Below are 26,739 nucleotides of genomic sequence, written 5' to 3'. Positions count from 1 at the left end.
TCGGATATATCTTCTTTACTGCTGTATCCTATCAATTTCACATACGGTAAGAATATTTTCCCGTACTTTAAATCTTATATTATAACCTGCAAAGTAAAAACCGTAGATTCTTTCGGGGTCATTGTGATATGACGGCCTCGGGTCCTGCTCTAATACACCGATTAAGGCCTTATGATGTTTTTCGGGGATCTGGGCCAGCAGTTCATCGCTGATATTAACTAAAAGTTTATTTTCTTCGATATTTTCTATAAATCCCGATGTAGCAAAAGGCCGGCTGTCACAATAAGGCAGATAGGGTTTTATATCATATATAGGAGTTTGATCCATAAGATCTATTCCCGAAACATGTAAAATAACTCCATAATCCTTATGATTTTCAATTTTATCAAGTTTTACACAAGACAACCCCAGACTGTTAGGCCTGTTGGGGGAGCGGGTTGCAAATACTCCCATCTTCATATTCCCGCCTAGTCTTGGCGGTTTTACCATTGGTGACCAGACATCCCGCCTGCTTTTATGAAAGCCCCAGATAAGCCAAATATGAGAAAAACCTTCCAGTCCCCTTAAAGCATCCGGATTGCGGTATTTGGATTCAAATACTATTACTCCTTTAAGTTCGTCAATCAATCCGCTCTGTCTTGGCAAGCCGAACTTTTCAGGAAAATCCGTATAAATTTTTGCTAAACATTCAAGAGTTAATCCGTTTTGATTTACTTCCTTGTTTTTATTTTCTGTTTGCATTAAAATCTCCTGTTGCTCTCTTATTTATATGCTGATACTCCAGCTTTGCCCCTGCTTTTTGACATCCATTATGACAGCTGTGGTAGGTTTACTTTCTCTTTCCTTTTTATACATTGTAACCACTTCAGGTTTACTCCAGAAATGCATGGGAAAGACATATTTTATATTTACATTGTCAAGCAGGGCATCCAGTCCCAAACCGTACCACTCTTCCTGTCTGGGGTCCAACGGAGCAAAAGCTACGTCTATATTTAGGCCTTTTATTTTTAGCAATTCCTTTTCAAATCTGGCTTTCATGTTATTGTTATATTGCTTGTCTTCTTCTTTCCAAACCCAGAGATTTAAATCTCCCGCATGATAAATAATTTTATCCATATATTCAATAAGAAAAGCCACACCTTCGTCCGTCGATTTTAACGTACTGACTGTCATACTGCATTTACCGTCTGATATTTCGTATTTACTGTCAGCATTAACAATAGTAATCTTATTATATAAATCAGTAATACCGTATTTATCCATATTCCTGTCATCAATTTTAATATCCGAAGATATCAAATACATGATTCTGGGATGTTTTTCATAGAGCCCGAAAATCTCAGGATTAAAATGATCAGGATGACCGTGGCTTACAAAAACTATAAGCATTTTGTCCGGGTCCAGGTTAGGTATGGTACCCTTATAATAGTCGAATAAGAAATAACAAGTGTTAAGTTCCGCTAAAAAACCGCTGTGACCAATATATGTTATATTTATGTTCATAAAATCCCAGCTTTCTATAAATATATTTATTTTTTAGTGCCAAAGATATTGTAAATATAACAGAATATATTTTTTGTGTCAATAAATTGAATTCGCCATAAATTTTTTCAACACTTAGTCATTCTTATTCGTTATATATGTAGAAACGGGACTAAGGAAGGAGAGTACAAATGATTGACAAACTGTATTCAAAATACCATAAAGAAATTTTATGGTATTGCATCAATCTCTCCGGCAATAATCGTGCCTTTGCAGAAGATATAGTGCAGGACACCTTTATGAGGGGATTGGAAAACGCCCATATATTAAACGAAATGACACAGGCCCAGTGCCGGGCATGGCTTTATAAAACGGCAAAAAATATATTTATAGACAAAATCAGGCGAATAAATAAAGAACCCCAGCCGGAAATTGATGCTGTTACAGAGGATGATTTAAGTGAGATTATGGTAAGGCAACTGTGCGCCCAGCTTCCCGATGAGGAAAGAGATCTGTTTTGGTTAAGATTTATGGAGGGCTATAACTCTACGGAACTTGGCGAACTATTTTCTCTATCTCCTTCCACTGTACGGTCAAGACTTTCATCTGCCAGAAAAAAAATAAGAAAATTATATTTGGAACAGAAAGGAAAAGGTGAATATTATGGAAAAAAAGAAATTGGTAATTGATGCGGCAGTAGTTGATGCCAGTGCGGTCACACAGGAATATCTTAATTCTTATGAAAGTATTGCAATAAATGCTACAGCTTTGTTGGTATCCAAAAGATCTAAGGAACTGCTCTCCCGCTGTAATGCAAAAATTAATGTATCTCACGTAATTGATATTCCGGAAGATTCCGAAATTATGATTCAAAACGGAACTTTCGAGATTACCGAAGGAACTAAAATGGCAAAACCAACATTTTTACTGGTAAACGGTCATCTTAATATCGGAAATAATGCCCAGGAAGCACTTAAGACATTTTCCGGATTTATAGTAAACGGATTAATATCTTATCCTTCAGACCTAAGTAACAGCTTACCTCTCATGAATATAAACGGCACCATTGATGCATACCCTTCAGATGCCATTCGGCTAAAAAATAAGCTGATAGTTGATAAAGCATTTATAATAAGGGCTAAAGACGCAAAATATTATGTTAAAAGCAAAGTTGTAATAGCCGACGAAAACCTTGATATACCTGTACTTATTAATAAAGGTACTTCTTTTATCACCAAAAAAGCTTTCATAGCAGAAAATTTAATTGAAAGTGCTGTCAAGCTTTTTGAAGATGATACGGAAATAATTTTGATTCCTGCCGGTTACAAGTATGTAGCGGAAGAAAATTTGAATGATATGATGGTAAAAAAATACGGTAACAAATTATATGTTGACGGGGATCTTATAATCACTTCCGAAGGAGAAAATGCTTTAAACAAGCTGACCGGCATAATAGTGAACGGTACCGTAATGGTTCTTGAAAAACTGGCAGACAGGCTTATGGACTTAGACATAGAATATGAAGAATTAAAAATTATAAAAGGCAATATAATTAAGGACAGCGGTATGCTTCAGTTAAGCAGTAAAAGCCTTTCCAGATATAAAGACGGAGTTACGGTTATAGATTGCGGAATGGTTAAGCTTGATCCTGATATAAGCGATCAGGAAATTGAAGAAAAATTGCAATTTATAGGCTGCGGAATGATTAGCTGCACTCCAGAGCAAAAATTAGCCGTTGAGCTTGTCAGTGAAGATGTCGGTATGGTAAAAGGAAACATAACGGACGCTACTAAATATACTGATTTTGAATCCGAAGATTCTTATTTATATGATGAAAATACTCAGGTCATCAATTCTACCTATTATAAAATGTAATAATCGGGAGAAACATATATGTCGTATATTGATAGGTGGTCCTACCAAATTAATCGTTTCGTATCTGATAAAGAAACCCTGTTTCTGACAGACACATACTGTAACCGTAAATTACATCAAAAGTCCTATAAACTTATTCATGCAAAAAGAAAGCATAAGTTAAAAGCCGTAGGCCTAAAAGTTTAGGCCTGCGGCTTTTTATGGTGTCAGGCACCGTAAATATTCCGTTAACAAATTATGAATTTTTTGTAAATAAACCCTATTATTGTTCATATTTTCTTAACCGTACCTGACACAAAAGTTGAGTCATTGATCCCATCGGGCAATAAACACACCACGATCTGGGTTTAAATAATATCATAGTTATTAATCCGAGTATCGTTGAAGTAAGCATCACACTGTAAAATCCAAAGGCAAACTGGGATACCCAGGCAGGGACCCATGTTATCCTGTATGCCCAACTCCAGGGTACTCTAAAAACCCATAATAACTTTACGGTTTCCGACAGCCCTCTTGCACCTTTAAAAACCAAAACGGTAACTATAATCATCTGGATAAACATTATCATAAAAAATGTTAAAAAACCGTATCTGAACCATTTTGTAGTCATCCATCTAGGCATAGGTTTGTTGCGGGATAAACGAAACTTTTTCCCAAGCAGGGAAAATAGCTGCCCTCTTCCGCAATACTTATTGCAATATGCTTTCGTTCCTTTTGCTGCCGATATTATAAGAGGAATAAAAAAACATAACAAGCCAAGCCATGCAAACAGTATATTAAAAAATCCCAGTATTAGATACAAAGCCGACACTGTCCACATATACTCATACCATGGCTTTTTCATGCCCCCACCTCCAATCTTTCAATTGATATAATGGAAGCGGGACATTCTTTGGCACATATACCGCAGCCGATACATCTGTTTTCATCTACAATGGCATATAATCCTTGCCAAATGCTTATTGCTTTTCTTGGGCATACTTTAACGCAAGAGCCGCAAGCCACACATACAGCCTTATCAATCTGTGCTAATTTCTTTGCCATATCACCTTAACCACCTTTTTAGTTGTGATATAGCAAAGATATCATTTTGAATTAAGTTTTTCAGTGATTAAGTTACATTAATGATAATCTTCCGTCCTGCATCTGAAAGACTACATCTGCTTTTTGAGCTATGGATAAATCGTGAGTTACTATAACAACGGCTAAATTATCTTTGTGTGCCAAATTGGTAAGAAGTTTTACTACAATATCTCCGTTTGCCACATCCAGACTTCCGGTTGGCTCATCGCCAAGCAAAAGTTTGGAACCGGTTGCCAGGGCTCTTGCTATAGCTACTCTTTGCCTTTCACCGCCGGATAGCATATTGGGAAATCTTTTGCAGTGGTCTTTGCTTAAACCAACACTTTCAATATGCTTTATGGCTATCTCCTTTGCTTCGGAATGTTTCATACCCTTTAACTCCAAAGGAAAAATAACATTTTCAAGCACTGTCATTAAAGGGAATAAGTTAAAGGTCTGATAAATGACGGAAGCCTTATCTCTTCTGTATTCCTCAAGGCGTATTTTTTTAATGGACTCCCCTTCATATAAAATATCGCCTGACTTGGGCAGTGTCAGTCCTGCCATTAAAGACAGCAAAGTGGATTTGCCGGAACCTGATTTTCCGATTATGGCATGCACTTTTCCCTGTTCTATTTCTAAGTTTACATTTTTAACAGCATGTACCGTCTGATACTGGTTTTGATAACTGTACGAAACATCGATTAATTTCAAAATACCCATTTTATCCTCCATTTACTACTGTTTTATACGACGGATAATTAATCTTTGGTAAACAGAATATCAAGTAAATCAGCCTTACCAAGTATAGTTAAAGCAAGCCCTGTTCCCAAAAGATAACTTACGATAAAGAAGCCTAAAGACACTCTGTAATACTCAAAATACTGCGGAATTATCAGGCCGAATATAATAACCGGTATAAGACCGATTAAAAACAGGATAAGCTGTTCCATAAAGAACGAAAGGAATACATATACCTTTTTTGCTCCCATACTTCTCATGATAGCAAGTTCACTTACCCTGTTGCGGATAAGAAGGTATGATACAATAAATCCGATTATTCCGAACAATATATACATAACCGGAATTAAGGTATCCATCAACTTTATATAATTGTCCAGAGTTTTTTTGGTTTCCTCCAAATTTTTATCCTGTATAACTACGGCTGTACGGATGAATTTAATTATCCCTGCTTCACTATACCCTTGATTTGCAAGATATTCTCTGAAATAATCCAATTTTTCGGTATTTTTCAGAGTAAATGTGGCTGATCTTACGCTTCTTGGAATTATTTCGTTCCAGACCGTATCCCAGGTATAGTCTACTTCCATATCAGGATCAAGCGGATAAGCACATTCTGCTTATTGCGTTAAGGAACCAGTCAAAACCGAAGGCATCTTTATGCATTCGAATATTGGGAATTGAAGGAATTTCCTTGTTTTCAACACCATTATTTGTTCTTGTAATTCCCATATATTCATAATGTGCTGCCGTATACAGATACATTTCCTTGAAAAACTCGGATTCATCCAGCAGTTTTTTTCTCTCTTGCGTCGCCTTTAAGGAAGTATATTCACCTTCGTTAATCAGTTCTTCATATATCTTATCCCATGACATTCTGTATGAATACTCAGGATCTATAAGACGGTATATGTCATATTGGAGGTCCAATCCGCCGATATCTCTGGTTTCATTTTTATATGTTGTCATATAAGCATTTACAGGTATAGTATCGTACACGTTCGCCCTTTTAACTTTCTGCATATTTGATATAAACCCGAGCAATACAAGAAAAACTGACAGAACAAGGGAAATAACCGGTACGATAAAACTTCTGCCGGAATTTCTTATAAGGGATACCAGGGCAAACTTCAAAGGAACAGGTCGTATAAAGCCAAGCAAAACATTTTGCTCTTTTTTTACCTTGAAAACAGTTGCGGTTTGTACAGTCTTTACTTTCTTTTTTCTGACTTTTTTTGTCACACCGCGAGCTTTATAGAGGTCCTGATTGATTATGCTGAACGTAAATGACAACAATACAGTTAAGCTGATTAAAATTACTGCAAGAATTATAATAAGCGGAAGCCAGCTATTTGTTCTGACTGTTGCATCAAATTCAAGCCGTAGTCCTATTGCTCTTTCACTGTAACGCATATCCGTGCTGTATAATGAGCTCATCCTGCTGTATATTTTTTGGGTCAAGTCATATAAGAATCCTGATGTTACCATGGCACCTATTGCTGATGCAAGAAGTACGAGTGTTATGGAGCCCCATAATATGTAAGCAATAGTCCTCTTTTTTCCTGCTCCTAAGGAAAGCATATTAATAATAGTATCTTTCTGCTTAATCACATACAAATATGAGAATAAAAGAATTATAGCAATTCCTGAAAGGCCGCTTAATACAAGAATCAATACTGAAATATTTTTTAATTCCACAATCGGTTTTGTAGCTGCTTGATACCCTTGGTCATATACTATAAATTCCATTTCCGGAAGCAGATATTTTCTTACTGCTTCCATATACTTATCGCTTTTTCCGTTTTTTATATGATATCTCGCCAGAACCGGGGAACTAAAATCCTGTTCGATCCAGCTTGCCTTTGGCATATAAATTTTATATCTTTCCGCTTCATTGTTCTCAAATATGCCGACAATTTTATATTCGGCCTCATTAGCAAAAGTATACTCCCTTATAAAATCCGACAAGCCTGTACCTTTTTTGGCATAATGAAGTTTTAAATTTATATTATCTCCTATACCCAGTTCGTAAAAATCTGCAATTGTTTTGCTAACTATAATAACATTATTATTGCCTTCCTCATATTCTTCGGGAAGAAATTCCCGTCCTTCTCTTATAATCATTTGACGGTTAAAATAAGTTTCACTGGCCTTAAGACTTGAAACCATTGTAACCGGAAGCGAACGGTCAACCACATTAAATGCTTCAATTAATTTAAGCATCTTGATTCCTTCTTCATTTGTAAAAAATTCCGGCTCCGTAGTCAAATCAACCACATACCTGAATCCTTCTAATCCACTCGGCAAACCGGGTGAAACAATAGGTGTAGGATTTTTACCGTTTGAAAGACTGCCTATTATAAGATAAGTATGACCGCCTAAAAAGTCATATCCTATATTGTTTCCGAACAAATCAATATCATTTAAATACACATATGTATTTTCTCTCATTGTCCGCCCAAAATGAGCTTTGCTTATGACTCCCTGATAAAACTTCTCATCAAACCGCCTTATACTCGATACTTCTATAATTACATAATTATCAAGCGGCGTAACATTTTGATTGATTTGCTTATCTTCTATATATGCATAAGCTGTATTTTGAACATTTATTGAAAGAATATCAGGATGAGTAGACAGTCTTTGAAAATCAAAATCGGCCAGTTTTTCATTCATCTGCTCGTAAAATGCCTCTGAATTATTTTCGCCAAGAAAATTTATTTCTACTACTGTAGTAAATGTTTCGTCCGCATCCCGAAGCATATTATAAGCAGCATAGTACATTCCCGCACCGATACTTAAGAACATGGCCAAAAGGCCAATCAGAATAAAAAACAGGATAGATTTTTTGGGAGTCCTAATAATGCTTTTTAAACTGTGTTTTACCATAGATATGCTCCTTTTATATGGTGTCAGGTACAGTAAATAAAGTGTAAATAAAAAATGAACATCGTTAAATTTTTGTTCATAGTTTATTTACAGTGTCAGGTACCAAAATACCTTACCGATTTATAACTTTAATGTGCTAATGTGAAATATTATATATATACTATTATTTTTTTACAAACTGTCAATCAAAATTATATCAATTATTACTAAAACAATACCTTATATGACATGCTTACTAAATCAATCATCCCCATTAATATTTTCAGGCATTTTTTCTCCAAGATAAGCTTTTCCTTTTGAATACTTACCAAGATAATCCTGCCGGATAATATTTTCTACCCTCATTATTTCTTCTTTAAATTCTTTTGCCGAAAGCCTTGTAGCTCCTTTACCCAATATTATTAATTGTTCTATCGCATCTGAAGTGGCAACTACCACACGATTTTCCTTAGCCACTTCATGGGTTACTTTTTCGATATATTGGTCTGCCGTTTCGGCCTCTTTTGTATACACGACGTGGATATTATGATACTCCTGCACGGATCCCAGTCCGCCTTTTACTTTATAGGCATCAAAAACCAGAATTACGGTGCATTTTTTAAATCCCTGATAATTACACAAAATATCCATCAGCCTGTATCTTGCAGCATCCATATTATCTTTGGCCAGTTCGCTAAGTTCGTCCCATGAATATATTATGTTATAGCCGTCAACCAGAATATATTCATTGACCGGTTTATTAAAATTCTTGTTTCCGGAATTATTACCGTAATCTTTTTTATAATCCAAATTACTTTTTTTGTACGGATTTTTCTCATACCCAAGTTTGCTTTGGGTATATACGGCGCTTTGCTTTATTGGGCCGTAAGTCCGTGTAAATATTTCCTCAAGTTCTTTTTCTTCTTCCCAAAAATCTTTTTTATTGTCGGAAGCCTTATCTGGTTTTATATCTATTTCTGAATCTTGCAAAACATCATTACTGCTTTGAACAAATAGCTCTTTCATATTATTTTCAATATGCATAAATTTTTCGACCTGATCCCAGCTTACTATAAAGCTTTCACCGTGGGAACAGAAAACCGATCCGGTTGGATTGTCGGGATCAAGCTCACTGTCATATCCGATTTTAGCTATTATTTCTTCCTGATTATGACAAGGCCTGTATCCGTCCGGAGTACAAAACAGATTGCCTTTCCCGTGGGTATAGGCGTTGACTTCCACCTGATATCCGTTCATGGTAGCAACAGGGGCAAAGCCGCAAAGGACAGCCATATCGCCGCTTACTTGCGGCGGATCAAAACTTCCGTTCATTCTTTGAATATCCGTCATAGCCCTTCCTACACATTCGGCAGGAATTTCCATCCGAAACGAATAATATGGTTCAAGAAGGACGCTTTTAGCTTTTTTTAACCCTTGGCGGACCGCCCGATAGGTAGCCTGTCTGAAATCACCGCCCTCGGTATGTTTTAAATGAGCCCGGCCGGCAACCAGGGTTATTTTCATATCGGTTATAGGTGATCCTGTTAATACCCCTAAATGTTCCTTTTCCTGTAAATGGGTAAGTATAAGCCTTTGCCAGCTGCGTTCCAGATTATCTTCACTGCAGATACTGTCAAAAACCAGCCCCGAACCCGGCTTAAGAGGCTCTAAAAGAAGATGTACTTCCGCATAATGTCTGAGAGGTTCAAAATGACCTACTCCGACTACCGGCTCGAGTATGGTTTCTTTATACAAAATATTTCCAGGTCCAAATTCCACTTCGACGTTAAAACGTTCCTGTATAAGCGTTTTTAGAATCTCTGTCTGTACTTCGCCCATTAACTGAATATGAATCTCCTGCAGTTTTTCATGCCAAACAATATGTAAGGTCGGGTCTTCTTCTTCCAGCTGCTTTAGCTTTGATAGCATATTAAATGCGTTACAGGCAGGCGGAAGAATCAGCTGATAAGTAAGAACAGGTTTTAAATACGGCATATCCAAATCTTTTTCAATACCAAGTCCTTCTCCTGGATAGGTTTTGCCTAAACCGGTAACCGCACAAACCTCACCGGCTTGTATTTCTTCTACCGTTTCATATTTGGCTCCGGAATATATACGTATTTGGTCTATTTTTTCTTCCCATATATCCTCAGGCTTATAAGAAGCGCTTATATTAACTTTGTCAATACCATTTTCTTTACGGTTAGTTAAAGGCATTTTAACCTTCAAACTGCCCCCTGTAACTTTTATATGGGTAAGTCTGGTTCCCTGTTCGTCTCTGGTTATTTTATACACCTTAGCTCCAAATGCTTGAGGATATTTCTTGGAACTGGTATAACGGTTTAGTCCATTAAGGAATTCTTCTACCCCCTCTATTTTTAATGCTGAGCCGAAATAACACGGAAATACTTTTCTTTGACAGATCAGTTCAATAATATCACTGTATTCTATTCTTCCGGATTCAATATATTTATTAAGAAGCTTTTCGTCACACATGGCCACATTTTCCAAAAATATTTCATCATTATCGTCCGAAAAATCTAAACAAGCTTCGTTTAGCTTCTTTTTTATCTCATTCATCAGTGTATGGCGGTCTGCTACTTCCAGATCCATTTTGTTTATAAATAAAAAAGTCGGGATTTTATAGCGGTCAAGCAGTTTCCATAATGTTTCCGTATGCCCCTGCACACCGTCACTGCCGCTTATAACTAAGATGGCATAATCCAAAACCTGAAGAGTTCTCTCCATTTCTGCCGAAAAATCCACGTGGCCGGGGGTATCAAGCAAATTTACTTCCATATCATTATAGGTAAACCTCGCCTGTTTTGAAAAAATTGTAATTCCTCTGGCCCGTTCAAGTTCGTAATTATCCAAAAACGCATTTTTATGATCAACTCTGCCCAATTTTCGTATGCTGCCCGAAAGATATAAGATACTTTCCGCAAGAGTAGTTTTACCTGCATCCACATGCGCTAATATGCCAATTACAAGTTTCTTCATAAAAATCTCCAGTCTAATTGACAAAATTTTATAAATTATTTTTTACATATTCTGTATTTTTTTGATAATATCGAAAAAATAAATACTATTTAGATAATAAAATAGAAAATCACGGAATGCAAGTATGTTAAAACAGGTATTTATACATAACTTTTAACTGCCCAAGTCTTCCCAATGATAAAAAGCTTCGTAAAGTTCCATTAGAGCATTTGTTTTATCTTTTGCCATAATAGCTCCTTTAATTCTTGCTATGCAAATATTTATTTTATTAATTTCATCTCTTTCGGAACTAAATTGTACCCGATTTAAAACCTTTTTCCAGGCTTTTGTCAAACTTTCAACTTTTTGGTCTGCCACATCCCAATACTCTTTACCTACAGCTTCTATTAAATCGTTTATTGCCTGAGGAAAGTTGTCATTATCTCCAAAAGGTTTTTTTAGAATATTTCCGCTTTGCATTATCAAAATAAATATAATTAATGATGTTATAGGGATTGCGTAAATCAGGAATTTTCTCATAAACGACCTCCTAGTGCGGACCTTTATAGTCACCTATATCTTTTACCTTTTTAATATTATCCTTATATTTATCTACATATAGGCTTCCTGCATCATTTAATGTAACCAAAAATGCTTCTGAAATATCATTTATTCCATATTTCTTAAGCTGGCTCAAAAGCCATTTCTTATCCTTATTCATTTGTCTTAAGTTTTCTTCAATAAGTACTCCGTCATAAACCAGTTCCGTACTGATACCGGTAGGTTTAACCGGTATATTCATATCTTTAGGGGTTAAGGGAAGATATTCCGCTTTTTTTAGAACAGATAAACTGCCGTTAGGTTCCAGTATCGCATAATCAACTTCATTCAAATCAAATATGCCCTGGTTGCGAAGAAGGGTTAATATATCAGAAATTCTAAATTTCATTTTTCTTAGAACATTTTCCATAATCTTTCCGTTCATTATAACTATAGTCGGTTCCCCTTCTATTACTTTTGCCGCATATCTCCATTTTAATGTAATAAATTGCATTAAAAAAGCCAGGCCGGCCCATGAAACCAGGCCTATAAAATGAGGCCATGCCCTGCTTGATAAATCTACAGTTGCTTCCGAAGCAATCGATCCTATCGTAATACCAAGAATATAATCAAAAAATGTTAATTGACTTATTTGCTCCTTTCCTAAAAACTTTGTAAGTATAAGCAAAGTAAAAAAACTTATTATTGCCCTTACAACAACTACAAGTCCCTCATTCACGGCAAATTCCTCCAAATATACTTTCTGCATTTTCCATAGGAATATATTATCTGTTTATAATGGAATTTATTCAAAAGTTCGGCTTACTCGTTTATTGACAGTAAGCCGCCCCAATATAATACCTTTTAAAAAATTCCAAAAAAAATCTGCTGTGATTATAAGCATAAGCAAATCTATTAGACCGCATATGCATCAGTATCACAGCAGATTTATTTTTGTAATAGCTTATTATAAAAGAGAACAGATAATTAACAAGTTAAATTTCATAGACCACTTAATGTTTAATTAAATCCTGCATGATCATAATCCTGTACAACTCCGAAGTAAGCATATTTCGGTTTGAATTCCAAATCAAAAAGCAGAGGACTGCGGTCTTTTCTCCAGGACACTCCGTCTGAAATACCCCAGAAAGTAATACCGCTTACATTGATTGTTCCCAGAGCTTTGCCGTCGATTATCCTTTTAATAAGGTCATAATAATATCGTCCCTGTTCTTTCAGATTTTCCTCGGTAGGCTGTAAAATTTCTTGCCATGTTCCAAGGCTTACATCAATTTCTGTAATCTGAACATCCAATCCTGTGGCACTGAATGCCTCCAGTGTTTTTATGTAATCATCAATTGAATCCTTTGTATATAAATGTGCCTGACAACCGATACCATCAATTAAATACCTGCCGTTCTCATCAACTAAAGTATTTACCAGATCAATTATATAAGAAGTCTTAAACTGCTCATTGTAGTCATTGTAATAAAGTTTTATATGTTCCGGAGCGTATTTATCGGCATAGTAAAATGCATACCAGATATAATCATCGCCAATAACCTGTTTCCAAAGGCAGTCTCTTAAAGAACCGTCATCTAGTACTGCTTCATTTACAATATCATAAGCATAAAACATATCTGAGTAACCCAGTTCTTCCAGCAGCTCAAAATTCTGCTTTATATAGCTTTCCATTCTGGCAAGCATGGTTTCTCTGTCAACAAGTTCCTTACTTGTATTAAAATCTTCGTAAAAAATCCAGTTGGGAGTCTGGCTGTACCAAACCAGTACATGGCCTCTTGCTTTCATATTATTATTTTTAGCCCAATCCAATTGCTTGATTGTACTTTGGGAATACTCTACTACAATATCTCCGGCTTCTATACTTTTTTGATGGTTTAATATAGCTTCCGGTTTCATGTCATTCTCCAGCGTGATGCTGTTGTAATTTTCCAGAATATGATCGGAATAAACTGTAATAGCTAATGTATTGATACATGTGCCGGCATACAAATCATGAAGTCCAAATACTCCCTTTATTCCGCCTTCAACTAACGGTAAGTCACTTACAGTCCCCTCTTCTTTTTCGCCTTCTGCATTTTCATTATCTTTATTTTGCTCACTTGTATCACTATTATCGTCTTTTTCAGTTTCATTGTTGTCTGTCAGCTTATCTTCTTCCGAAGCTTCATTTGAATCATTTATGCCGGTGTTTAAGTCTGAAATATTTTTTCCTTTTTGGGAGCATCCTCCGACTATTATAAAAGCCGTAAGGATTGTAAAAAGAAATAACATTTTCCCTAATTTCACCATCACATTTTCCTCCTACATTTAGAAAATATATCCTCCTTTATCTAAAAATTCTATCATGAAACGATTCCTTGGTCAACTTTCATAAAAATATCCTATAATTATACCTATAAATTCTATAATTTATACGTTTTTCTTATATAGAAACTAAAAACCACCGGTTCCTCCTCCGCCTATACCGCCTCCGCCTCCGTCTGAGAAGCTTCCGACATAAGAAGAGTTGTCTGCAAATGAATTATTTATACTCTCACTAAATGTATTGCTCGATGTATCCGCAAAAAGGACATACCAAAACAACCATCCGTCTTCTGTATAGAAATCATGGCCTAAAGAAAGAATATCCTTCTTTAATATTCCAAACCCAAGAGCATATATCAAAGATTTATCTAATGGATCTGCTACATCTTCTGCCGATAAGTTAGGTTTAAGCTGTTTCATGTATCTAGTAAAGCCTTTCCATTTTCTGCATAGTATATATCCTTTATAGGATAATCTGTAAAAAAGGCATAAGCCATATATCAGCAAAACTATACCTGCAGCCAAATCGAAAAGTCCTATTATGTTTTTATTTATTACTGTAATAAATCCTAAAATTATACAAGCAACTGAAAGTGTAATTAAAACTAAACCATGAACACTCTTGCTGTTGTCAAAATATCCTCTCCTAAAAGCTTCTTCTTTTATTTTATTCTTCCAGGTCATCATAGCTTTATTGAATTTTTGAGGACTTTGCCTGCTGTAGTTTTCTATATCCTTTAAGCATACGGAATTTCCGTCTCCTAAATCGTTAAACAGCCAGGTCATAAAATATCTTTCATGATGCAGCAAAGTATTGTCCGCATCCTTTGTTTTATAAATGATAAAGTTATCATTTATTGATGCTTCTTTATTATCTTTACTGCGTTTTATTTTTAAATATCCTTTGCAGAACAAGTCAAGGACTGTTGCGAAGAATATATTAGCATTAATTGATAAACCTGTTATATAAGCGGCCAATGCGGGCGTACAATCTTCGGGAATATCTTTATATACTCTGTTTACAGTATCTTGCTCGACTTTTCTTCTGCAAATGACCCATATAACAATGAAAACAAAAATACTGATGCTACTTATAATTAAAGAAATCCTGCCTAACAGCACTTTTTTAAATTCTTTTTTTATTCTTTGCTGTTCTGATATTTTTTGCAATGCCGTTTCTTCAGCCAATATTTCCTGATAACGGTCCTTGTTTACAATATTTGTGGATTCTCTAATATATTCGGGAGGAAACAGAAGTCTTGTTTCAATGTGGGTATTAGATTCTACATTTGTAGTCTTAAGTTGATAACGCAAGGTATTATAAGTGCCGTCAATCTTATTTATTGTTCCGTTAGACGGTCCGTGGGCAAATATTTTTACCCGGTCACTGCCGTCATCAAAAGGCAAATCAATATAAACTGTAAAGTTTTCGATAAATGTTTCGTTGTCTTTATCAAGAAATTTATAGTAAAGTTCACCGGTATCGTTATATTTTGTTGCAGCATTATTTATGATATAACTGATTCTGAATGTTTTTACTTCGTCGTTTGAGGGAGAAAAAATTTTAATAATAGTTTTATCCTTTTTCTTTTCAACCGTATATACTCCTTCATCTCCGTTTTTTGCTTTTTCTTTTAAAGCAAAATTTTTTAATTTTCCGCTTTCAATTTCCTTGACTACGATATCGGTTATAGAGTAAGTTTCGTTAAGGTCTATATACCGATATATTCCGTTAAATTTTTCATTAAATTCATAGGAAATATCCTCGGTAATTTTAAGATCCCCGTTTTCTTTCAGGGCAGCATAAATTGTCCAGTCCCTGACATACAAATCCTCTTTGGCAAAAGCTTTCTTGGGATTAAAATTCACAGATACAAACACTGAAAATAACAATGCCACAGAAATTATCAGAATTCTAATATATTTTCTCATAATGCCTCCTGTAAAATGAATAAGGGATTTATTAATTTATGCCACTTTTTTCCTTTATATTTTATCTTTATTCATTAAAATATACCACTATTATAAATTTAAAATTTAATTAGATTTTAACACTATACATACACATTTTAATTAATTTTTTATAAGACGATAATATAAATTAACCGACAACAACCAATAACAATCATTGCTTAGAGTATTATTAATGTGTTTTTATCTGTATTTTAAAACACAACTGTATTACCGGTAAAATAGCATATAAGCTAAAACAAGCAGGTTATTACATACAGAAAGTAAATTAAGAAACAATATCAAAATAAAATTGCTCTTACAGTCCTTGATAACGATAACCAAATACTGTATATAAACTTGTATAAAGATAAGAATTTAAATACCGTTCCGTTTCCTGAAAAAATGGGTTTTTAAAATAGCTAGGTTATAATATTGTGCTTTTATTTTTAAAACTAATTATGATACAGTCAGCACTAAGCCTTCGAAATAAAATCTGTAAAAAAATAGTACTAAAAAAAACAAACCGTCTCCAAAAGTTATACCTAAATTATTACTCTTGGAGACCGGTTCATTTTAACCGTACGAGTACTATTTTCCATATAAACTATTTAAATATTAGAAATTATTACATATTAGAAATTATTACAACAGCAAAAGACTTAATGCCATTAATACCATTCCTGCTACAAGACCTAGCATAGACTGATGATGTTCCCCAAATTCTCTTGCTGAAGGAAGCAGTTCGTCCAGGCTTATATAGACCATAATTCCCGCTACCGCCGCAAATATCAATCCAAACATTATATCATTGAAAAAGCGGAACAGGAATATATATCCTATCAAAGCACCTATAGGTTCTGACAAACCGGATAGAAAAGATAGCCTGAAAGCCTTTTTTCTGTCTCCGGTAGCATAAAATATAGGAACTGCAACTGCTATACCTTCAGGAATATTGTGTAAGGCTATGGCTACAGTTATCGGTATACCCAAACTGGGATCTTTTAAAGCAGACGTAAATGTAGCAAGGCCTTCCGGAAAGTTATGAATACCCAGAGCCAGAGCCGTTAAAATACCCATTCTCATAAGATTTTTTTTATGATGTTCGCTGGTTCCGTCCATTTCCTCTACCGTATGTATCTCATGAGGATTCTCCGCTGAGGGAACAAACTTATCAATTAATCCGATTAGAAGCATCCCAAAGAAAAATCCTCCCACAGTAACCCAAGACCCGACGGTTTCTCCCAATTCCGAAACCAAAGAATCTTTTGCCTGTACAAATATTTCAACAAAAGAAACATAAATCATAACACCGGCAGAAAATCCCAAGGATATGGACAAAAATTTTGTGTTTGTCCGTTTGGTAAGCAGGGATAAAGCACTGCCTATTCCGGTTGAAAGGCCGGCTATTAAAGTAAGGGCAAAAGCCAAAAGTACACTAGAAGTTTCCATAAAAACTCCTCCTTCCGTATTCATATTTATAAGGTCTTTTTTACTATCTCTTTTTCTAATTTGTTATTCAGCATTTCTGTCATAAGTGCCATAAGGAGGGTAAAGACAAGCAAATATATAGGATATAATCCGATACTTATATTATCTGCTATAAATCCGAACAGCATAGGCATAAAAGTAGTTCCTATATATGCCCCCGCCATCTGAACACCTATTATTGACTGAGAGTGTTCTTTTCCAAAGTTTGAAGGTGTGGCATGAATAACAGCAGGAAATATGGGGGCACAACCAAGCCCAGTGATTACAATTCCGCCTAAAGCCACCATATTGCCATTTAAGGGTAAAAGTACCATAATTAACCCTGCTGTTATAATCCCAATTCCATATCTTATCAGCAGCTTGTCTCCTAATTTTTCGTAAATAAAACCGGTAAGAAAACGGCCGACAGTTATTCCGATATAAAATAAAGAAGCAAAAGTGGCGGCAATTTCAGGGTCTACTCCCCGATAATTCGCCAAATAACTGCTCGCCCACAATCCTGCTGTAGATTCAAGGGAACAGTAAGCGAAAAATGCAGCCAATATTAATTTGACCCCTCTGATATTGAGAATCTCTATTAAACTTAAGGATTTTGAATTTGATTCATCTTCTTTATCACCGTTATTATTTCTTTTCCAGAGAGGAAGGCTTGTAAATAGTATGGCAGTCAGTATCAGCTGCAAGATTCCTACAAAACGATAGCCGTTGTTCCAACCGTAACCTTTTGTAAGGCTATACCCCATAATATAGGGACTTATAGTTGCCCCTACACCCCAAAAACAATGCAGCCAGCTCATATGCCTTGCTGCATAGTGTAAAGCCACATAATTGTTTAATGCCGCATCGACCCCACCGGCACCAAAGCCATAGGGTAAAGCCCATAGGCATAATAAAATATAAGAATCAGAAAACGAAAATCCCATAAGAGCGACTGCAGTCATCATAACGCTGGTGACAGTGACTACTCCAGCACCGAATTTTTTCGTTAATCTGTTGGATAAAATTCCAGAGATAACAGAGCCTCCGGCAATAATCATTGTCACAATTCCCGCATAAGAAATCGGCACTTCCAGCTGCTCATACATGACCGGCCATGCCGAGCCAAGCAAGGAGTCCGGAAGTCCCAGACTGATAAAAGCAATATAAATAAGAGCCAATAATAGAGAGTACACTACATTCCCGCCTTCACATTTGTAAGTCTTTTGATAAGTAATCCAGATAAAACTGTTCTTCTCACATGTACATTATATAAATACGGTCTGATAAATTCAAGCATACTAGATAATAATTTTTATTTAGATCAGTAAAATTGTAAGCAATAAAATATAATATATATATAATATAAAAATATAATATTTAACATAATTATTTAATAAAAAATAACGACATAAGAAGGATAGTGTAAAATAAGTTGTGTAAATAAAAATAGAGAAACTCCGAGGCTTATGGTAAAATGTTTAACGACCAAATCAAACAAACACCATTTAACGAAGGAGTTTCTCTATGACGAATGATAACACAAATACCACAAAGAATCTAGACCTTAATCAAACATTAAATGATTTTCTGATTGGTCTTTTAAAACAGACTATGGAACGCCTCATGCAAGAAGAACTCACAAATGTTCTTCAGTATGAAAAATATAGTTATGACGGTCGTGGAACAGGTAATTCCAGAAACGGTTTCTATTATAGAGATTATGAAACCAGGTATGGAACAATCCATGATTTAAAAATCCCACGCGATCGTAACAATGAATTCAACCAACAGCTTATACCTCCTTATGCCAGACGAGATGATTGGCTAGAAAGTCTCATTATACGCATGTATGCCAATGGTGTTTCCACCAGAGAAATCGCTAACATTATAGAAAAACTATACGGTAATTCATATAGTGCTACAACTATTAGCAACATTACCGATGTTGCGATTGATGAGGTAGAAAAGTGGCATAAACGCGATTTAAAGAAGCGTTATAGTATTATTTATATAGATGCTCTACATGTAAAACTTAGACGCACTACAGTTGATTCTGATGCTGTTTACTTCATACTTGGCATTGATGAAGATGGCTACCGAGAAGTAATTGACTTCTTTATAGGTACTAATGAAAGTGCCTATGTTTGGGAAGAAAACCTACATGCAATCAAAAGTCGTGGTGTAGAGCAGGTACTTCTTTTTGTCATGGATGGTCTGGCTGGCTTAGATGAGGCAGTCCACAGGGTATACCCAAAAGCTGAAATTCAGCGCTGCATAGTTCATAAAATCCGCTCTTCCATAAAAAATATCCGTAAGAAAGATATAAGTGCATTTACTACCGATTTAAAGGCCGTATATGAATCACCTAACATGGAATTAGCAAAAAATGCTTTGGACGAACTTAACCAGAAATGGGGAAAATCCTATCGCAAAGTAGTTGATTCCTGGTGTTACGATGATCAACTATTTACTTATTTTCTATTTCCAGAATCTATTCGTAAATGCATTTATACAACCAATTGGATAGAGCGCTTTAATAAGGAAGTTCGTCGTCTAACCAAGACGAAAGACAGCCTACCTAACGAAGATGCATGCAGCAAACTGGTGTACTTTAAAGTCATTCAATACAATGAAATATGGTCTACCAAGAAGCTAAGGGGTTTTGCTATGGCTTATGATGACCTTCAGGAAATGTTTAGTCTAAAGTATTCATAAATTTATTTACACAAAATTCTTGACACTATCATAAGAAGGTTAATAAAATAAATTAATTTTATATAGTATTAGTTTAAGAGGCTGTTTCATAATATTACAGGACCATAAACGTATCCTGATTATATTATAAAACAGCCTCTTTTTATTTAATGTACTATTTGTAATATGAACAGCCTATTAAGTCTTCTTCATCTACTCTTCCGTTGGGGTGAAAAACCAACATTCTGGCATAGTTTCCGAAATGAGACAAATCAATCGGTACTTTCATCTCTTTATCGGTCTTGTCTGCCTGCTTTTTCATCTTCTTGCAGCGTTTACATTTACATACCGTAACATTTGCCGCAAAAGATATAAAAACAGCCACAGAACTTCCCGAAGGAAGAGTCGCTAAGAACTCAAATGCAAATCTGTCGGTTTGGGATCCTGTATCTGCCAAAATCAGAGTATATAGCCCTTCAATTTCTTTGCCGTGAAAATTTAAAAGCCCGGTTCCTCCGGTAGTCAGGTAGTCGACATTTCCTATGCTATAACAATTCGGCTTTTCTACCGTAAGAGATCTGAAAATCTCATGAAATGTCACAAAGCTGTGTTTTAACTTGCCTTTAGGGCATATATCCGCATAGGTATTCCCTTTGTAATTTTTCACGATCCCACTGCACGAACACCTCTTAATACACATATCCATACCCTCCTTTACTTTATTTCTAGTAATATAATATGACAAAATTCCCCATATGTGTTTATAATATGACATAATACTCAACTGTGACACACCTGTTTAATGCTGATTAATATTTTTCATAAAAAAGGGGCAATCCTGCTATTTCCATTTTGAAATAATACAGGATTGCCTGTAAACATTCGATCTTAAAATGTTTATTATTTTTCAGTCCGGATTTACATGAACCATACAGTGTTTTACATTTTCAAATTTTGCTTCTATTATATCATGTACTCTGTGGGCTATCTCATGGGTCGTTGCAAGACTTTCACTACCGTCAGCCCTTATTTCAACATCAACATATATTTTATTGCCAAAAAGCCTGGTAGTTATTTTATCAACACCGATAACCCCTTCCTGTTGCAATATTATATCTACCATTTCTTCTAAAATTTTTTTATCACAGGATTTATCGGTCATCTTGCCAATAGCATCAAGAAATATAGAAACAGAAGATATAATTATCATAATGCAAATAACTACTCCGGCCAAAGGGTCCATAAAATATAATCCAAACCTTGCTCCTATTATACCAACTAAACTTCCGAAAGACGATAATGCATCGGATCGATGATGCCAGGCATCGGCAAGTAAGGCCCCGCTGTTAATCTTTTTAGCCGCAATTTTTGCATACCGATACAAACCTTCCTTAACAATTATTGAAATTACCGAAGCAATTAAAGCAAGATAGCCCGGCATTTCAGGCTTTGTAAAAAGGCCTTTATATGCTTTTTTTATTCCGCTATAGCCTATAGCGCCTCCTATTAAAAAAAGGAAAATTGACAATATTAATGCTGCGACACATTCAAATCGTTCGTGGCCATACGGATGTTTACTGTCTGCTTCCTTACATGACATTTTAACTCCTATTATAACAACAAATGTACTTATTACATCCGATATTGTATGAACAGCATCGGAAATCATAGCTGCCGAGTTTGCCATAAGGCCTGCTGTAAGTTTAAAAATACTTAATAAAACATTTATGGCTATGCTGATCCATGAAACCTTCATGGCAATTTTGTCATACGATATTTTTCTAATATATACCCACCCCCCAAAGCTTCTATAAATCAAAATTTCAGTATATACTTTTTGTTTAATACAGGTCATTTGTGATTTTTAATTGGTCCGGCTTGAAAAAAATTACCTTTTATCACAAAATTAAAGTGCTTGGAATACATAAACATAAAGTATAAATTAATAGGCAGTTTTTATATAAATCACCAAACTTTTCTTTAGAAAAAAACACACCCATGGAACAAATCACTGTCCCACAGATGTGTCGGCTTGCTTATGCACACACTTTCTGCTGCCGAATAACGGCCCGGCTCCCTAAACTTTAAAAGTTTATGGCCTGTTCAGATTTTTCAATATTAAATTATAAAATATAATCTTGCTTCTACTTTGTATTTTTATCATATGCATAACTGCAAGTCCATGAAACAATATTAATTGGAAAAATGCCTTAGATTATTTTTATAAATTCAGTTTCTAAAAAATAAGGCCGGATATAACCGACCTTTTTTAGCTTATATTTAATCTGTTCTCAATAAACTTTACCATTATATCGTTAAATTCATCCTTCTGGTCATAGAAAGATCCGTGGCCTGAGAATTCAAACGGTATCAATACGGAATTTTTTATCATTCTTTTTTGGATCTCTCCTAGCTCAAACGGAACTATTTTATCATGAATACCGTGAATTATCAGGGTAGGTACCCTAATTGATTCCAGGTCCATAAACAAGACTTCTTTTATCCATGTCTCCGCTACGGCAGCCGTAGCCCATCCCGCAGCCTGCAAGCCCAGCTGAAAGAACCAATCTGAAAAGGCTTTCGATGTATGCTTAAAGAAAAACTTATCTCCGAAATTCCTCAGCATCTGAGGGCGGTCATTATAGGTATCCTCTATGGTTTGCAATATACTTTCTTTGCTTACACCGTAAGGAAAATTAGGCCGTTTTATTAAACTGGGTGCTGCCGCTGCTATCAAGACCAGCTTGGATACCCCATAACCGTTATGCCGTCCCATATACCTGACTGCTATGGCACCGCCGGTAGAATGGCCCGCCAGAATAAAGTCATGCAAGTCCAGAGCTTCTACAACTCCTCTTACATCATCCGCCAAGGTATTGTAATCATAACCATGGAATGGCTTATCCGATTGTCCGAAACCTCTTTGGTCAATACCGATACATCTGTAACCTAATTTAGGAAGCTTATCTAACTGGTATTCAAACAGGTTGTGATTTCCAGGCCATCCGTGTAAAAATACTATGGTTTTTTTTCCCTGAGGGTTTAAGACCTGGACAAATATATTTACACCGTCTTTCATTCTGATGAAATAACCCATAATGCACTCCCAATGGAATTACTATAGATTATAATATTCACCAGAATGCCCATATGTGTACTTAATAATATACCAATTCTTTAAAACGGTTTCCTATCCGGTATATATTTTCAGATATAAACAAGGGCGAGTGCCTGTATAAAAACGTATATGCCTTTAAGCTTAATCTTCTGCTGTCGGGTAAAAGCGGCTCATCTTTCCAGGGCGATTTATCTAAAGCATTTAAAAATGCTGCCTTCATAGGATGGGTACAGTTTTCTTCCCAGGGCCTTCCCACAAGTCCTGTGGTAAAATGAAGTATGGCAGGATTTTCTCTGGCATCATCAAGATCTTTTTGCAGATAATAATTCTTTATGGAATATATCCGTTTTATAGTATTAGCCGTAAATGAATACATATTGGAAGTTACGTTATATCTGGGAGGCAAGATTAGCAGCCTTTTATTGCACACTCCGTTAATTATTCCCTGATCATGGAAAGGTACATTTCCCTTAAACTTATCTATAAAATCAATAAATTGTTCTTCTATATTTTCTTTTCTCCAATATGCCAGATTAGCAAGCAATACTCCCGCATTGACATATAAATCTGATTGTGATAATCCGATTTTTACTACGGCAGACCTTTCCACCGTATCCTGAACTCCGGCTGCCAAAAAGCCGGTCAGATTTGTCTCCCATAGTTTGTGCAAATTGTCCGTAATAATTGTATCGCAGTCCAGATAAAGAACTTTATCGTATGTATCCGGAATAACCGACGAAAGAAACAGTCTGGCATAGGCTGCTATGGCAATTTTTTTATGACCCATATTAAGTTTTAGGCCGGAGATTAATTCTTTCATGGATATAAAGAAAATATTCCTCTTATATTCTTCACAAATTTTTGATAGCTTCTTTTTATTTTCATCAGATATGCCGCAATCCATTATGTAAACGTCTATTCCTTTAAAGCTTTTATTTGCTTCAAATAAAGACAGCATTGATATACCAAGGTATTTGGCATAATTATTGTCGGCATTGAATGATACACACAGTATTTCTTTCTTATCGTTTTTAATTTTTTTATTGATTACACTGTTAATTAATACTTTTTCACCTTTATTCTTTTTAGATTCATTTTTATAGTCAGTCACATCTTTTTCATTTTCTTTATTTTTTATATTTTCAATTTTTTTTATATCCTTCATAATATCATGCCCTTTTTAATTTAAGATTTCTTTTCTTACATTCCTTTGCTATCATGCAGATTTAAATTATCGGTGTATGTCATTTTTCTTAAGTCTTCCAGATAATCGATCTGCAAATCATATGGATAATAGGTGTTTTGCTCCAGGAGATATACTACAAAAATGTCATTTTCAAAATAAACTTTAAAATTCTTCGGATACATCTCCTTAAATTTTTTTGCCCAATAGTATGCCTTGGATTCTATAACCGCCCGCTGATAATAGTAGTCCTGAACATCTTCCATAAATACAAAATCTTTCAAAGCAAATTCAGGGGACACCTCAACTCTTCCGTAATTGTAATCCTGTAATACCAGCTTTTCTATAAAGAAAAATACATAATCCGTAGTAAACATAAACTTGTCCTCATTTTTACTGATCATATTTACAAACTGGGACAACTCCGTATGTCTGCCGTGGTCAATTACATCGTAGTACTCTTCCGTCGGGGAAACTATGGTATACGAAAATTTTTTAAAAGATTTTTTAATATTTCGAAGGACATATTCCGCTTCGTTATAATATGCCTGATTAACGTCAAAATAGTTATGATACCAGCCGGCCTTTATAATTACGAATGCTGCCATGACACACACAGCAAGGGAAATTCCTTTTAATAAAGTCTGAAAATATCTGTTTTCCCATATACTTAAGATTCTAAATATAAAATCAACCGGCATTAAGTAAATCATACCTATAAATGGCTGAGCAAAAGTTGAAGCCCTGGCTGCTGCGATAACTTCAGGAATCCCGAGGGCCTGTGATGCACCGACAGTAAAAAATATAAGCATCACAATATTCAAAGCCAGATAATCACAACCAAAATACCTGTATTTACCCCACAAAAGCATTATAAGCGCACACCCAACTCCTGACATCATACACGCAAACAGCAGCTTGGTTGCCGTTGGTCCGAACATTACTGTGGAGCCAAAGTCATATAATGAATTTTTGTAATAATTTATCATCCGAACAGGGGATATTTTTGAATTAGTACTCACAGTTATATCAAGTTCATCATTTTCAGCATCTAAATTATCCTTGGCACCATCATCAAATGTATTTTCATTTCCCAAAGCTTTTGCCAGAGTACTTTTATACTCAGGAGTTGAGCCTAACCATACATCTCCTGCCATAACGGTCTTTGCCCAATCAATGGATGCCTCAAAAGGAATTCCTTTAAGCAGGCAAATTCCTATCGGTACAACAGCAATTAAAGCTCCCATAAGTCCGGAAAAAAAGATCGGAACGAAATTATGCTTTTTTAAAATTCTAGGAAAATAGGCTATTCCCAAAGAACATATTACAAATACAGCCGCTATGGCCGTATAATAATGATAAGATATAACCAGGTAAACACTTATCATTAACAGAAGTAATTCAGAATTGATATATTTTTTGTTTATGTATAAGTTTATGCGTAATAATCTTTTTAGCCTTGAATCTCCGGGGATAAGCAATTTTTCCCTTTCTTTGTGAAGATATCTGACCATAAAATATGCTATGGCTACTACCGCATACATGCCGGCTTCCTGAGGAAGCGATGCACCGTAACGGCCCTGATTTACCATCAGGCTTACTATTAATATGGCTGCTGTCGGAATATATTTGCCGACGAATATTTCCTTAGCCAACAGATAAACGCTTATAATCAGAATAACAAACTGATATGCCCCGGCATAAAGTAAAATTTCCCGTAAGTTTAAGCCAAAGACCATACGGACAAAATATATCATTATATGCATTCCGAAAGGATATATACCGTCAGAAAACAAGTTTCCCTGTTCCAACTCATAAATCCAGGACTGATGGACGGGTATATCGGAAAATTGGTAACAATGATAATTAAAAACATTATATGTTAAAAACCATAAATTATAAGCTATGATACCGGATAAAAGCAGGCCTTCCAGCCAGTGTTTTTTAACCTTATCTCTTAATTTTTGGCTTTTTAAATTCCTGAAAATTATTTTGCCTCGTTTACCAACCAAACTGATGATATATCTTGTAAACCATTCTTCCTTATAGGAATTCCACAGGGCATAAAAGCCATTCCTGCATTTTTCAAAAAACTTCTTGTCCGAAAAATTCCACAAAATCAAAGAATATATTGCAATATTAAAACCTATAAATGTATATCTGTTAAGAATATTTAATATACCAAGTGTTAAAACCAAATTAATCTGTATAAATGCCTGGGTTAAAATACAAAACCAGAACCGGTAAGTTAAGCTTTTGCCTTTTAAATGTTTTCTCCACACAAAAAGCGGAATAAAAAAATCACGGAAAAGGCAGCCTATTAATACCGATATCATCGATAATACATATGCTCCGGTATCTACAATCATTTTTTTCTCTCCTCTTTAATTGTTCCTGTGAATATGGCATGTTTTTGTATTATCCGGTATTTCAAAAATTAATACATTAA

General features: G+C 35.3%; 23 protein-coding genes and 1 riboswitch. Of the genes, 4 read left to right on the top strand and 19 right to left on the bottom strand.

Annotated elements, in window-relative coordinates:
- Window positions 1–15 precede the first annotated feature (15 nt).
- Window positions 16–741, bottom strand: a complete 726-nt coding sequence (gene tsaA, locus HHT355_RS04735; protein WP_103202281.1) for a tRNA (N6-threonylcarbamoyladenosine(37)-N6)-methyltransferase TrmO — start codon at window positions 739–741, stop codon at window positions 16–18.
- Between the two features lie 24 nt (window positions 742–765).
- Window positions 766–1,503: an MBL fold metallo-hydrolase gene (locus HHT355_RS04730; protein ID WP_103202280.1), complete on the bottom strand. Its 738-nt coding sequence runs from the start codon at window positions 1,501–1,503 to the stop codon at window positions 766–768.
- 170 nt (window positions 1,504–1,673) lie between these two features.
- Here HHT355_RS04730 and HHT355_RS04725 point away from each other — a divergent pair, with 170 nt between their 5' ends.
- Genes HHT355_RS04725 through HHT355_RS13600 form a run of 3 tightly spaced genes read left to right on the top strand, consistent with a single transcriptional unit; the run spans window position 1,674 to window position 3,543 of the window.
- On the top strand, window positions 1,674–2,171 hold the full coding sequence (locus HHT355_RS04725; protein WP_103202279.1) for an RNA polymerase sigma factor: 498 nt from the start codon (window positions 1,674–1,676) through the stop codon (window positions 2,169–2,171).
- The gene (locus HHT355_RS04720) at window positions 2,146–3,357 is read left to right on the top strand and encodes a hypothetical protein (protein WP_103202278.1); all 1,212 of its coding nucleotides are present in this window, start codon (window positions 2,146–2,148) and stop codon (window positions 3,355–3,357) included. Before HHT355_RS04725 ends, HHT355_RS04720 begins: the two co-directional genes overlap by 26 nt.
- Before the next feature lie 18 nt (window positions 3,358–3,375).
- Window positions 3,376–3,543 (top strand): hypothetical protein, encoded by a 168-nt coding sequence (locus HHT355_RS13600; RefSeq protein ID WP_158245890.1) that lies wholly within the window; start codon window positions 3,376–3,378, stop codon window positions 3,541–3,543.
- 76 nt (window positions 3,544–3,619) lie between these two features.
- Here HHT355_RS13600 and HHT355_RS04715 read toward each other — a convergent pair whose 3' ends face one another.
- From HHT355_RS04715 to HHT355_RS04660, 12 genes are all read right to left on the bottom strand, one after another.
- The gene (locus HHT355_RS04715) at window positions 3,620–4,201 is read right to left on the bottom strand and encodes a 4Fe-4S binding protein (RefSeq protein WP_103202277.1); all 582 of its coding nucleotides are present in this window, start codon (window positions 4,199–4,201) and stop codon (window positions 3,620–3,622) included.
- The gene (locus tag HHT355_RS04710; protein ID WP_103202276.1) at window positions 4,198–4,401 is read right to left on the bottom strand and encodes a 4Fe-4S binding protein; all 204 of its coding nucleotides are present in this window, start codon (window positions 4,399–4,401) and stop codon (window positions 4,198–4,200) included. Before HHT355_RS04710 ends, HHT355_RS04715 begins: the two co-directional genes overlap by 4 nt.
- A gap of 72 nt (window positions 4,402–4,473) precedes the next feature.
- Complete coding sequence (locus tag HHT355_RS04705; protein ID WP_103202275.1) at window positions 4,474–5,142, bottom strand: ABC transporter ATP-binding protein; 669 nt, start codon at window positions 5,140–5,142, stop codon at window positions 4,474–4,476.
- A 38-nt stretch (window positions 5,143–5,180) separates the two neighbouring features.
- Window positions 5,181–5,750 carry an FtsX-like permease family protein gene (locus tag HHT355_RS04700; RefSeq protein WP_103202274.1) on the bottom strand — a complete coding sequence of 190 codons (570 nt, stop codon included), beginning with the start codon at window positions 5,748–5,750 and terminating at the stop codon, window positions 5,181–5,183.
- A gap of 7 nt (window positions 5,751–5,757) precedes the next feature.
- Window positions 5,758–8,049, bottom strand: coding sequence for an ABC transporter permease family protein (locus HHT355_RS04695; protein WP_103202273.1), 2,292 nt, complete (start codon window positions 8,047–8,049; stop codon window positions 5,758–5,760).
- A 240-nt stretch (window positions 8,050–8,289) separates the two neighbouring features.
- Window positions 8,290–11,028 carry a translation factor GTPase family protein gene (locus HHT355_RS04690; RefSeq protein ID WP_103202272.1) on the bottom strand — a complete coding sequence of 913 codons (2,739 nt, stop codon included), beginning with the start codon at window positions 11,026–11,028 and terminating at the stop codon, window positions 8,290–8,292.
- 153 nt (window positions 11,029–11,181) lie between these two features.
- Window positions 11,182–11,547, bottom strand: a complete 366-nt coding sequence (locus HHT355_RS04685) for a DUF4363 family protein (protein ID WP_103202271.1) — start codon at window positions 11,545–11,547, stop codon at window positions 11,182–11,184.
- A gap of 10 nt (window positions 11,548–11,557) precedes the next feature.
- Window positions 11,558–12,286 (bottom strand): DUF421 domain-containing protein, encoded by a 729-nt coding sequence (locus HHT355_RS04680; RefSeq protein WP_103202270.1) that lies wholly within the window; start codon window positions 12,284–12,286, stop codon window positions 11,558–11,560.
- A gap of 281 nt (window positions 12,287–12,567) precedes the next feature.
- Window positions 12,568–13,860, bottom strand: a complete 1,293-nt coding sequence (locus HHT355_RS04675) for an endo-1,4-beta-xylanase (RefSeq protein WP_103202269.1) — start codon at window positions 13,858–13,860, stop codon at window positions 12,568–12,570.
- A gap of 144 nt (window positions 13,861–14,004) precedes the next feature.
- A complete protein-coding gene (locus HHT355_RS04670) occupies window positions 14,005–15,807 on the bottom strand; it encodes a DUF2207 domain-containing protein (RefSeq protein WP_103202268.1) in 1,803 nt (600 codons plus the stop codon).
- Window positions 15,808–16,470: 663 nt separating this feature from the next.
- Window positions 16,471–17,277, bottom strand: a complete 807-nt coding sequence (gene zupT, locus HHT355_RS04665; RefSeq protein WP_103202267.1) for a zinc transporter ZupT — start codon at window positions 17,275–17,277, stop codon at window positions 16,471–16,473.
- A 26-nt stretch (window positions 17,278–17,303) separates the two neighbouring features.
- Window positions 17,304–18,488, bottom strand: coding sequence for an MFS transporter (locus tag HHT355_RS04660; RefSeq protein WP_103202266.1), 1,185 nt, complete (start codon window positions 18,486–18,488; stop codon window positions 17,304–17,306).
- A 331-nt stretch (window positions 18,489–18,819) separates the two neighbouring features.
- Here HHT355_RS04660 and HHT355_RS04655 point away from each other — a divergent pair, with 331 nt between their 5' ends.
- On the top strand, window positions 18,820–20,010 hold the full coding sequence (locus tag HHT355_RS04655; RefSeq protein WP_103202154.1) for an IS256 family transposase: 1,191 nt from the start codon (window positions 18,820–18,822) through the stop codon (window positions 20,008–20,010).
- 154 nt (window positions 20,011–20,164) lie between these two features.
- On the opposite strand, the gene HHT355_RS04650 is transcribed toward HHT355_RS04655, so the two are convergent.
- The 5 genes from HHT355_RS04650 to HHT355_RS04630 all read right to left on the bottom strand — a co-directional run bounded on the left by HHT355_RS04650 (window position 20,165) and on the right by HHT355_RS04630 (window position 26,659).
- A complete protein-coding gene (locus HHT355_RS04650; RefSeq protein ID WP_103202265.1) occupies window positions 20,165–20,689 on the bottom strand; it encodes a hypothetical protein in 525 nt (174 codons plus the stop codon).
- 207 nt (window positions 20,690–20,896) lie between these two features.
- Window positions 20,897–21,745 (bottom strand): cation diffusion facilitator family transporter, encoded by an 849-nt coding sequence (locus HHT355_RS04645; protein ID WP_242967546.1) that lies wholly within the window; start codon window positions 21,743–21,745, stop codon window positions 20,897–20,899.
- Window positions 21,746–21,998: 253 nt separating this feature from the next.
- A riboswitch (NiCo riboswitch) is annotated at window positions 21,999–22,106 on the bottom strand.
- Window positions 22,107–22,258: 152 nt separating this feature from the next.
- Window positions 22,259–23,086, bottom strand: coding sequence for an alpha/beta fold hydrolase (locus HHT355_RS04640; RefSeq protein ID WP_103202264.1), 828 nt, complete (start codon window positions 23,084–23,086; stop codon window positions 22,259–22,261).
- A 61-nt stretch (window positions 23,087–23,147) separates the two neighbouring features.
- Window positions 23,148–24,272, bottom strand: a complete 1,125-nt coding sequence (locus tag HHT355_RS04635) for a glycosyltransferase family 8 protein (RefSeq protein ID WP_103202263.1) — start codon at window positions 24,270–24,272, stop codon at window positions 23,148–23,150.
- 35 nt (window positions 24,273–24,307) lie between these two features.
- Window positions 24,308–26,659 carry a hypothetical protein gene (locus HHT355_RS04630; RefSeq protein WP_103202262.1) on the bottom strand — a complete coding sequence of 784 codons (2,352 nt, stop codon included), beginning with the start codon at window positions 26,657–26,659 and terminating at the stop codon, window positions 24,308–24,310.
- Window positions 26,660–26,739 lie beyond the last annotated feature (80 nt).

Origin of the sequence: Herbinix hemicellulosilytica, assembly GCF_002904165.1 — a bacterium.
Classification (GTDB): Bacteria; Bacillota; Clostridia; order Lachnospirales; family Lachnospiraceae; genus Mobilitalea; species Mobilitalea hemicellulosilytica.
This window is presented reverse-complemented; position numbering and strand designations above follow the sequence as displayed.

Bases quoted from the DNA above. Each gene is read 5' to 3' on its own strand.
- tsaA (WP_103202281.1), bottom strand. From the start codon at position 741: ATGCAAACAGAAAATAAAAACAAGGAAGTAAATCAAAACGGATTAACT.
- HHT355_RS04730 (WP_103202280.1), bottom strand. From the start codon at position 1,503: ATGAACATAAATATAACATATATTGGTCACAGCGGTTTTTTAGCGGAA.
- HHT355_RS04725 (WP_103202279.1), top strand. From the start codon at position 1,674: ATGATTGACAAACTGTATTCAAAATACCATAAAGAAATTTTATGGTAT.
- HHT355_RS04720 (WP_103202278.1), top strand. From the start codon at position 2,146: ATGGAAAAAAAGAAATTGGTAATTGATGCGGCAGTAGTTGATGCCAGT.
- HHT355_RS13600 (WP_158245890.1), top strand. From the start codon at position 3,376: ATGTCGTATATTGATAGGTGGTCCTACCAAATTAATCGTTTCGTATCT.
- HHT355_RS04715 (WP_103202277.1), bottom strand. From the start codon at position 4,201: ATGAAAAAGCCATGGTATGAGTATATGTGGACAGTGTCGGCTTTGTAT.
- HHT355_RS04710 (WP_103202276.1), bottom strand. From the start codon at position 4,401: ATGGCAAAGAAATTAGCACAGATTGATAAGGCTGTATGTGTGGCTTGC.
- HHT355_RS04705 (WP_103202275.1), bottom strand. From the start codon at position 5,142: ATGGGTATTTTGAAATTAATCGATGTTTCGTACAGTTATCAAAACCAG.
- HHT355_RS04700 (WP_103202274.1), bottom strand. From the start codon at position 5,750: ATGGAAGTAGACTATACCTGGGATACGGTCTGGAACGAAATAATTCCA.
- HHT355_RS04695 (WP_103202273.1), bottom strand. From the start codon at position 8,049: ATGGTAAAACACAGTTTAAAAAGCATTATTAGGACTCCCAAAAAATCT.
- HHT355_RS04690 (WP_103202272.1), bottom strand. From the start codon at position 11,028: ATGAAGAAACTTGTAATTGGCATATTAGCGCATGTGGATGCAGGTAAA.
- HHT355_RS04685 (WP_103202271.1), bottom strand. From the start codon at position 11,547: ATGAGAAAATTCCTGATTTACGCAATCCCTATAACATCATTAATTATA.
- HHT355_RS04675 (WP_103202269.1), bottom strand. From the start codon at position 13,860: ATGGTGAAATTAGGGAAAATGTTATTTCTTTTTACAATCCTTACGGCT.
- HHT355_RS04670 (WP_103202268.1), bottom strand. From the start codon at position 15,807: ATGAGAAAATATATTAGAATTCTGATAATTTCTGTGGCATTGTTATTT.
- zupT (WP_103202267.1), bottom strand. From the start codon at position 17,277: ATGGAAACTTCTAGTGTACTTTTGGCTTTTGCCCTTACTTTAATAGCC.
- HHT355_RS04655 (WP_103202154.1), top strand. From the start codon at position 18,820: ATGACGAATGATAACACAAATACCACAAAGAATCTAGACCTTAATCAA.
- HHT355_RS04650 (WP_103202265.1), bottom strand. From the start codon at position 20,689: ATGTGTATTAAGAGGTGTTCGTGCAGTGGGATCGTGAAAAATTACAAA.
- HHT355_RS04645 (WP_242967546.1), bottom strand. From the start codon at position 21,745: ATGAAGGTTTCATGGATCAGCATAGCCATAAATGTTTTATTAAGTATT.
- HHT355_RS04640 (WP_103202264.1), bottom strand. From the start codon at position 23,086: ATGGGTTATTTCATCAGAATGAAAGACGGTGTAAATATATTTGTCCAG.
- HHT355_RS04635 (WP_103202263.1), bottom strand. From the start codon at position 24,272: ATGAAGGATATAAAAAAAATTGAAAATATAAAAAATAAAGAAAATGAA.
- HHT355_RS04630 (WP_103202262.1), bottom strand. From the start codon at position 26,659: ATGATTGTAGATACCGGAGCATATGTATTATCGATGATATCGGTATTA.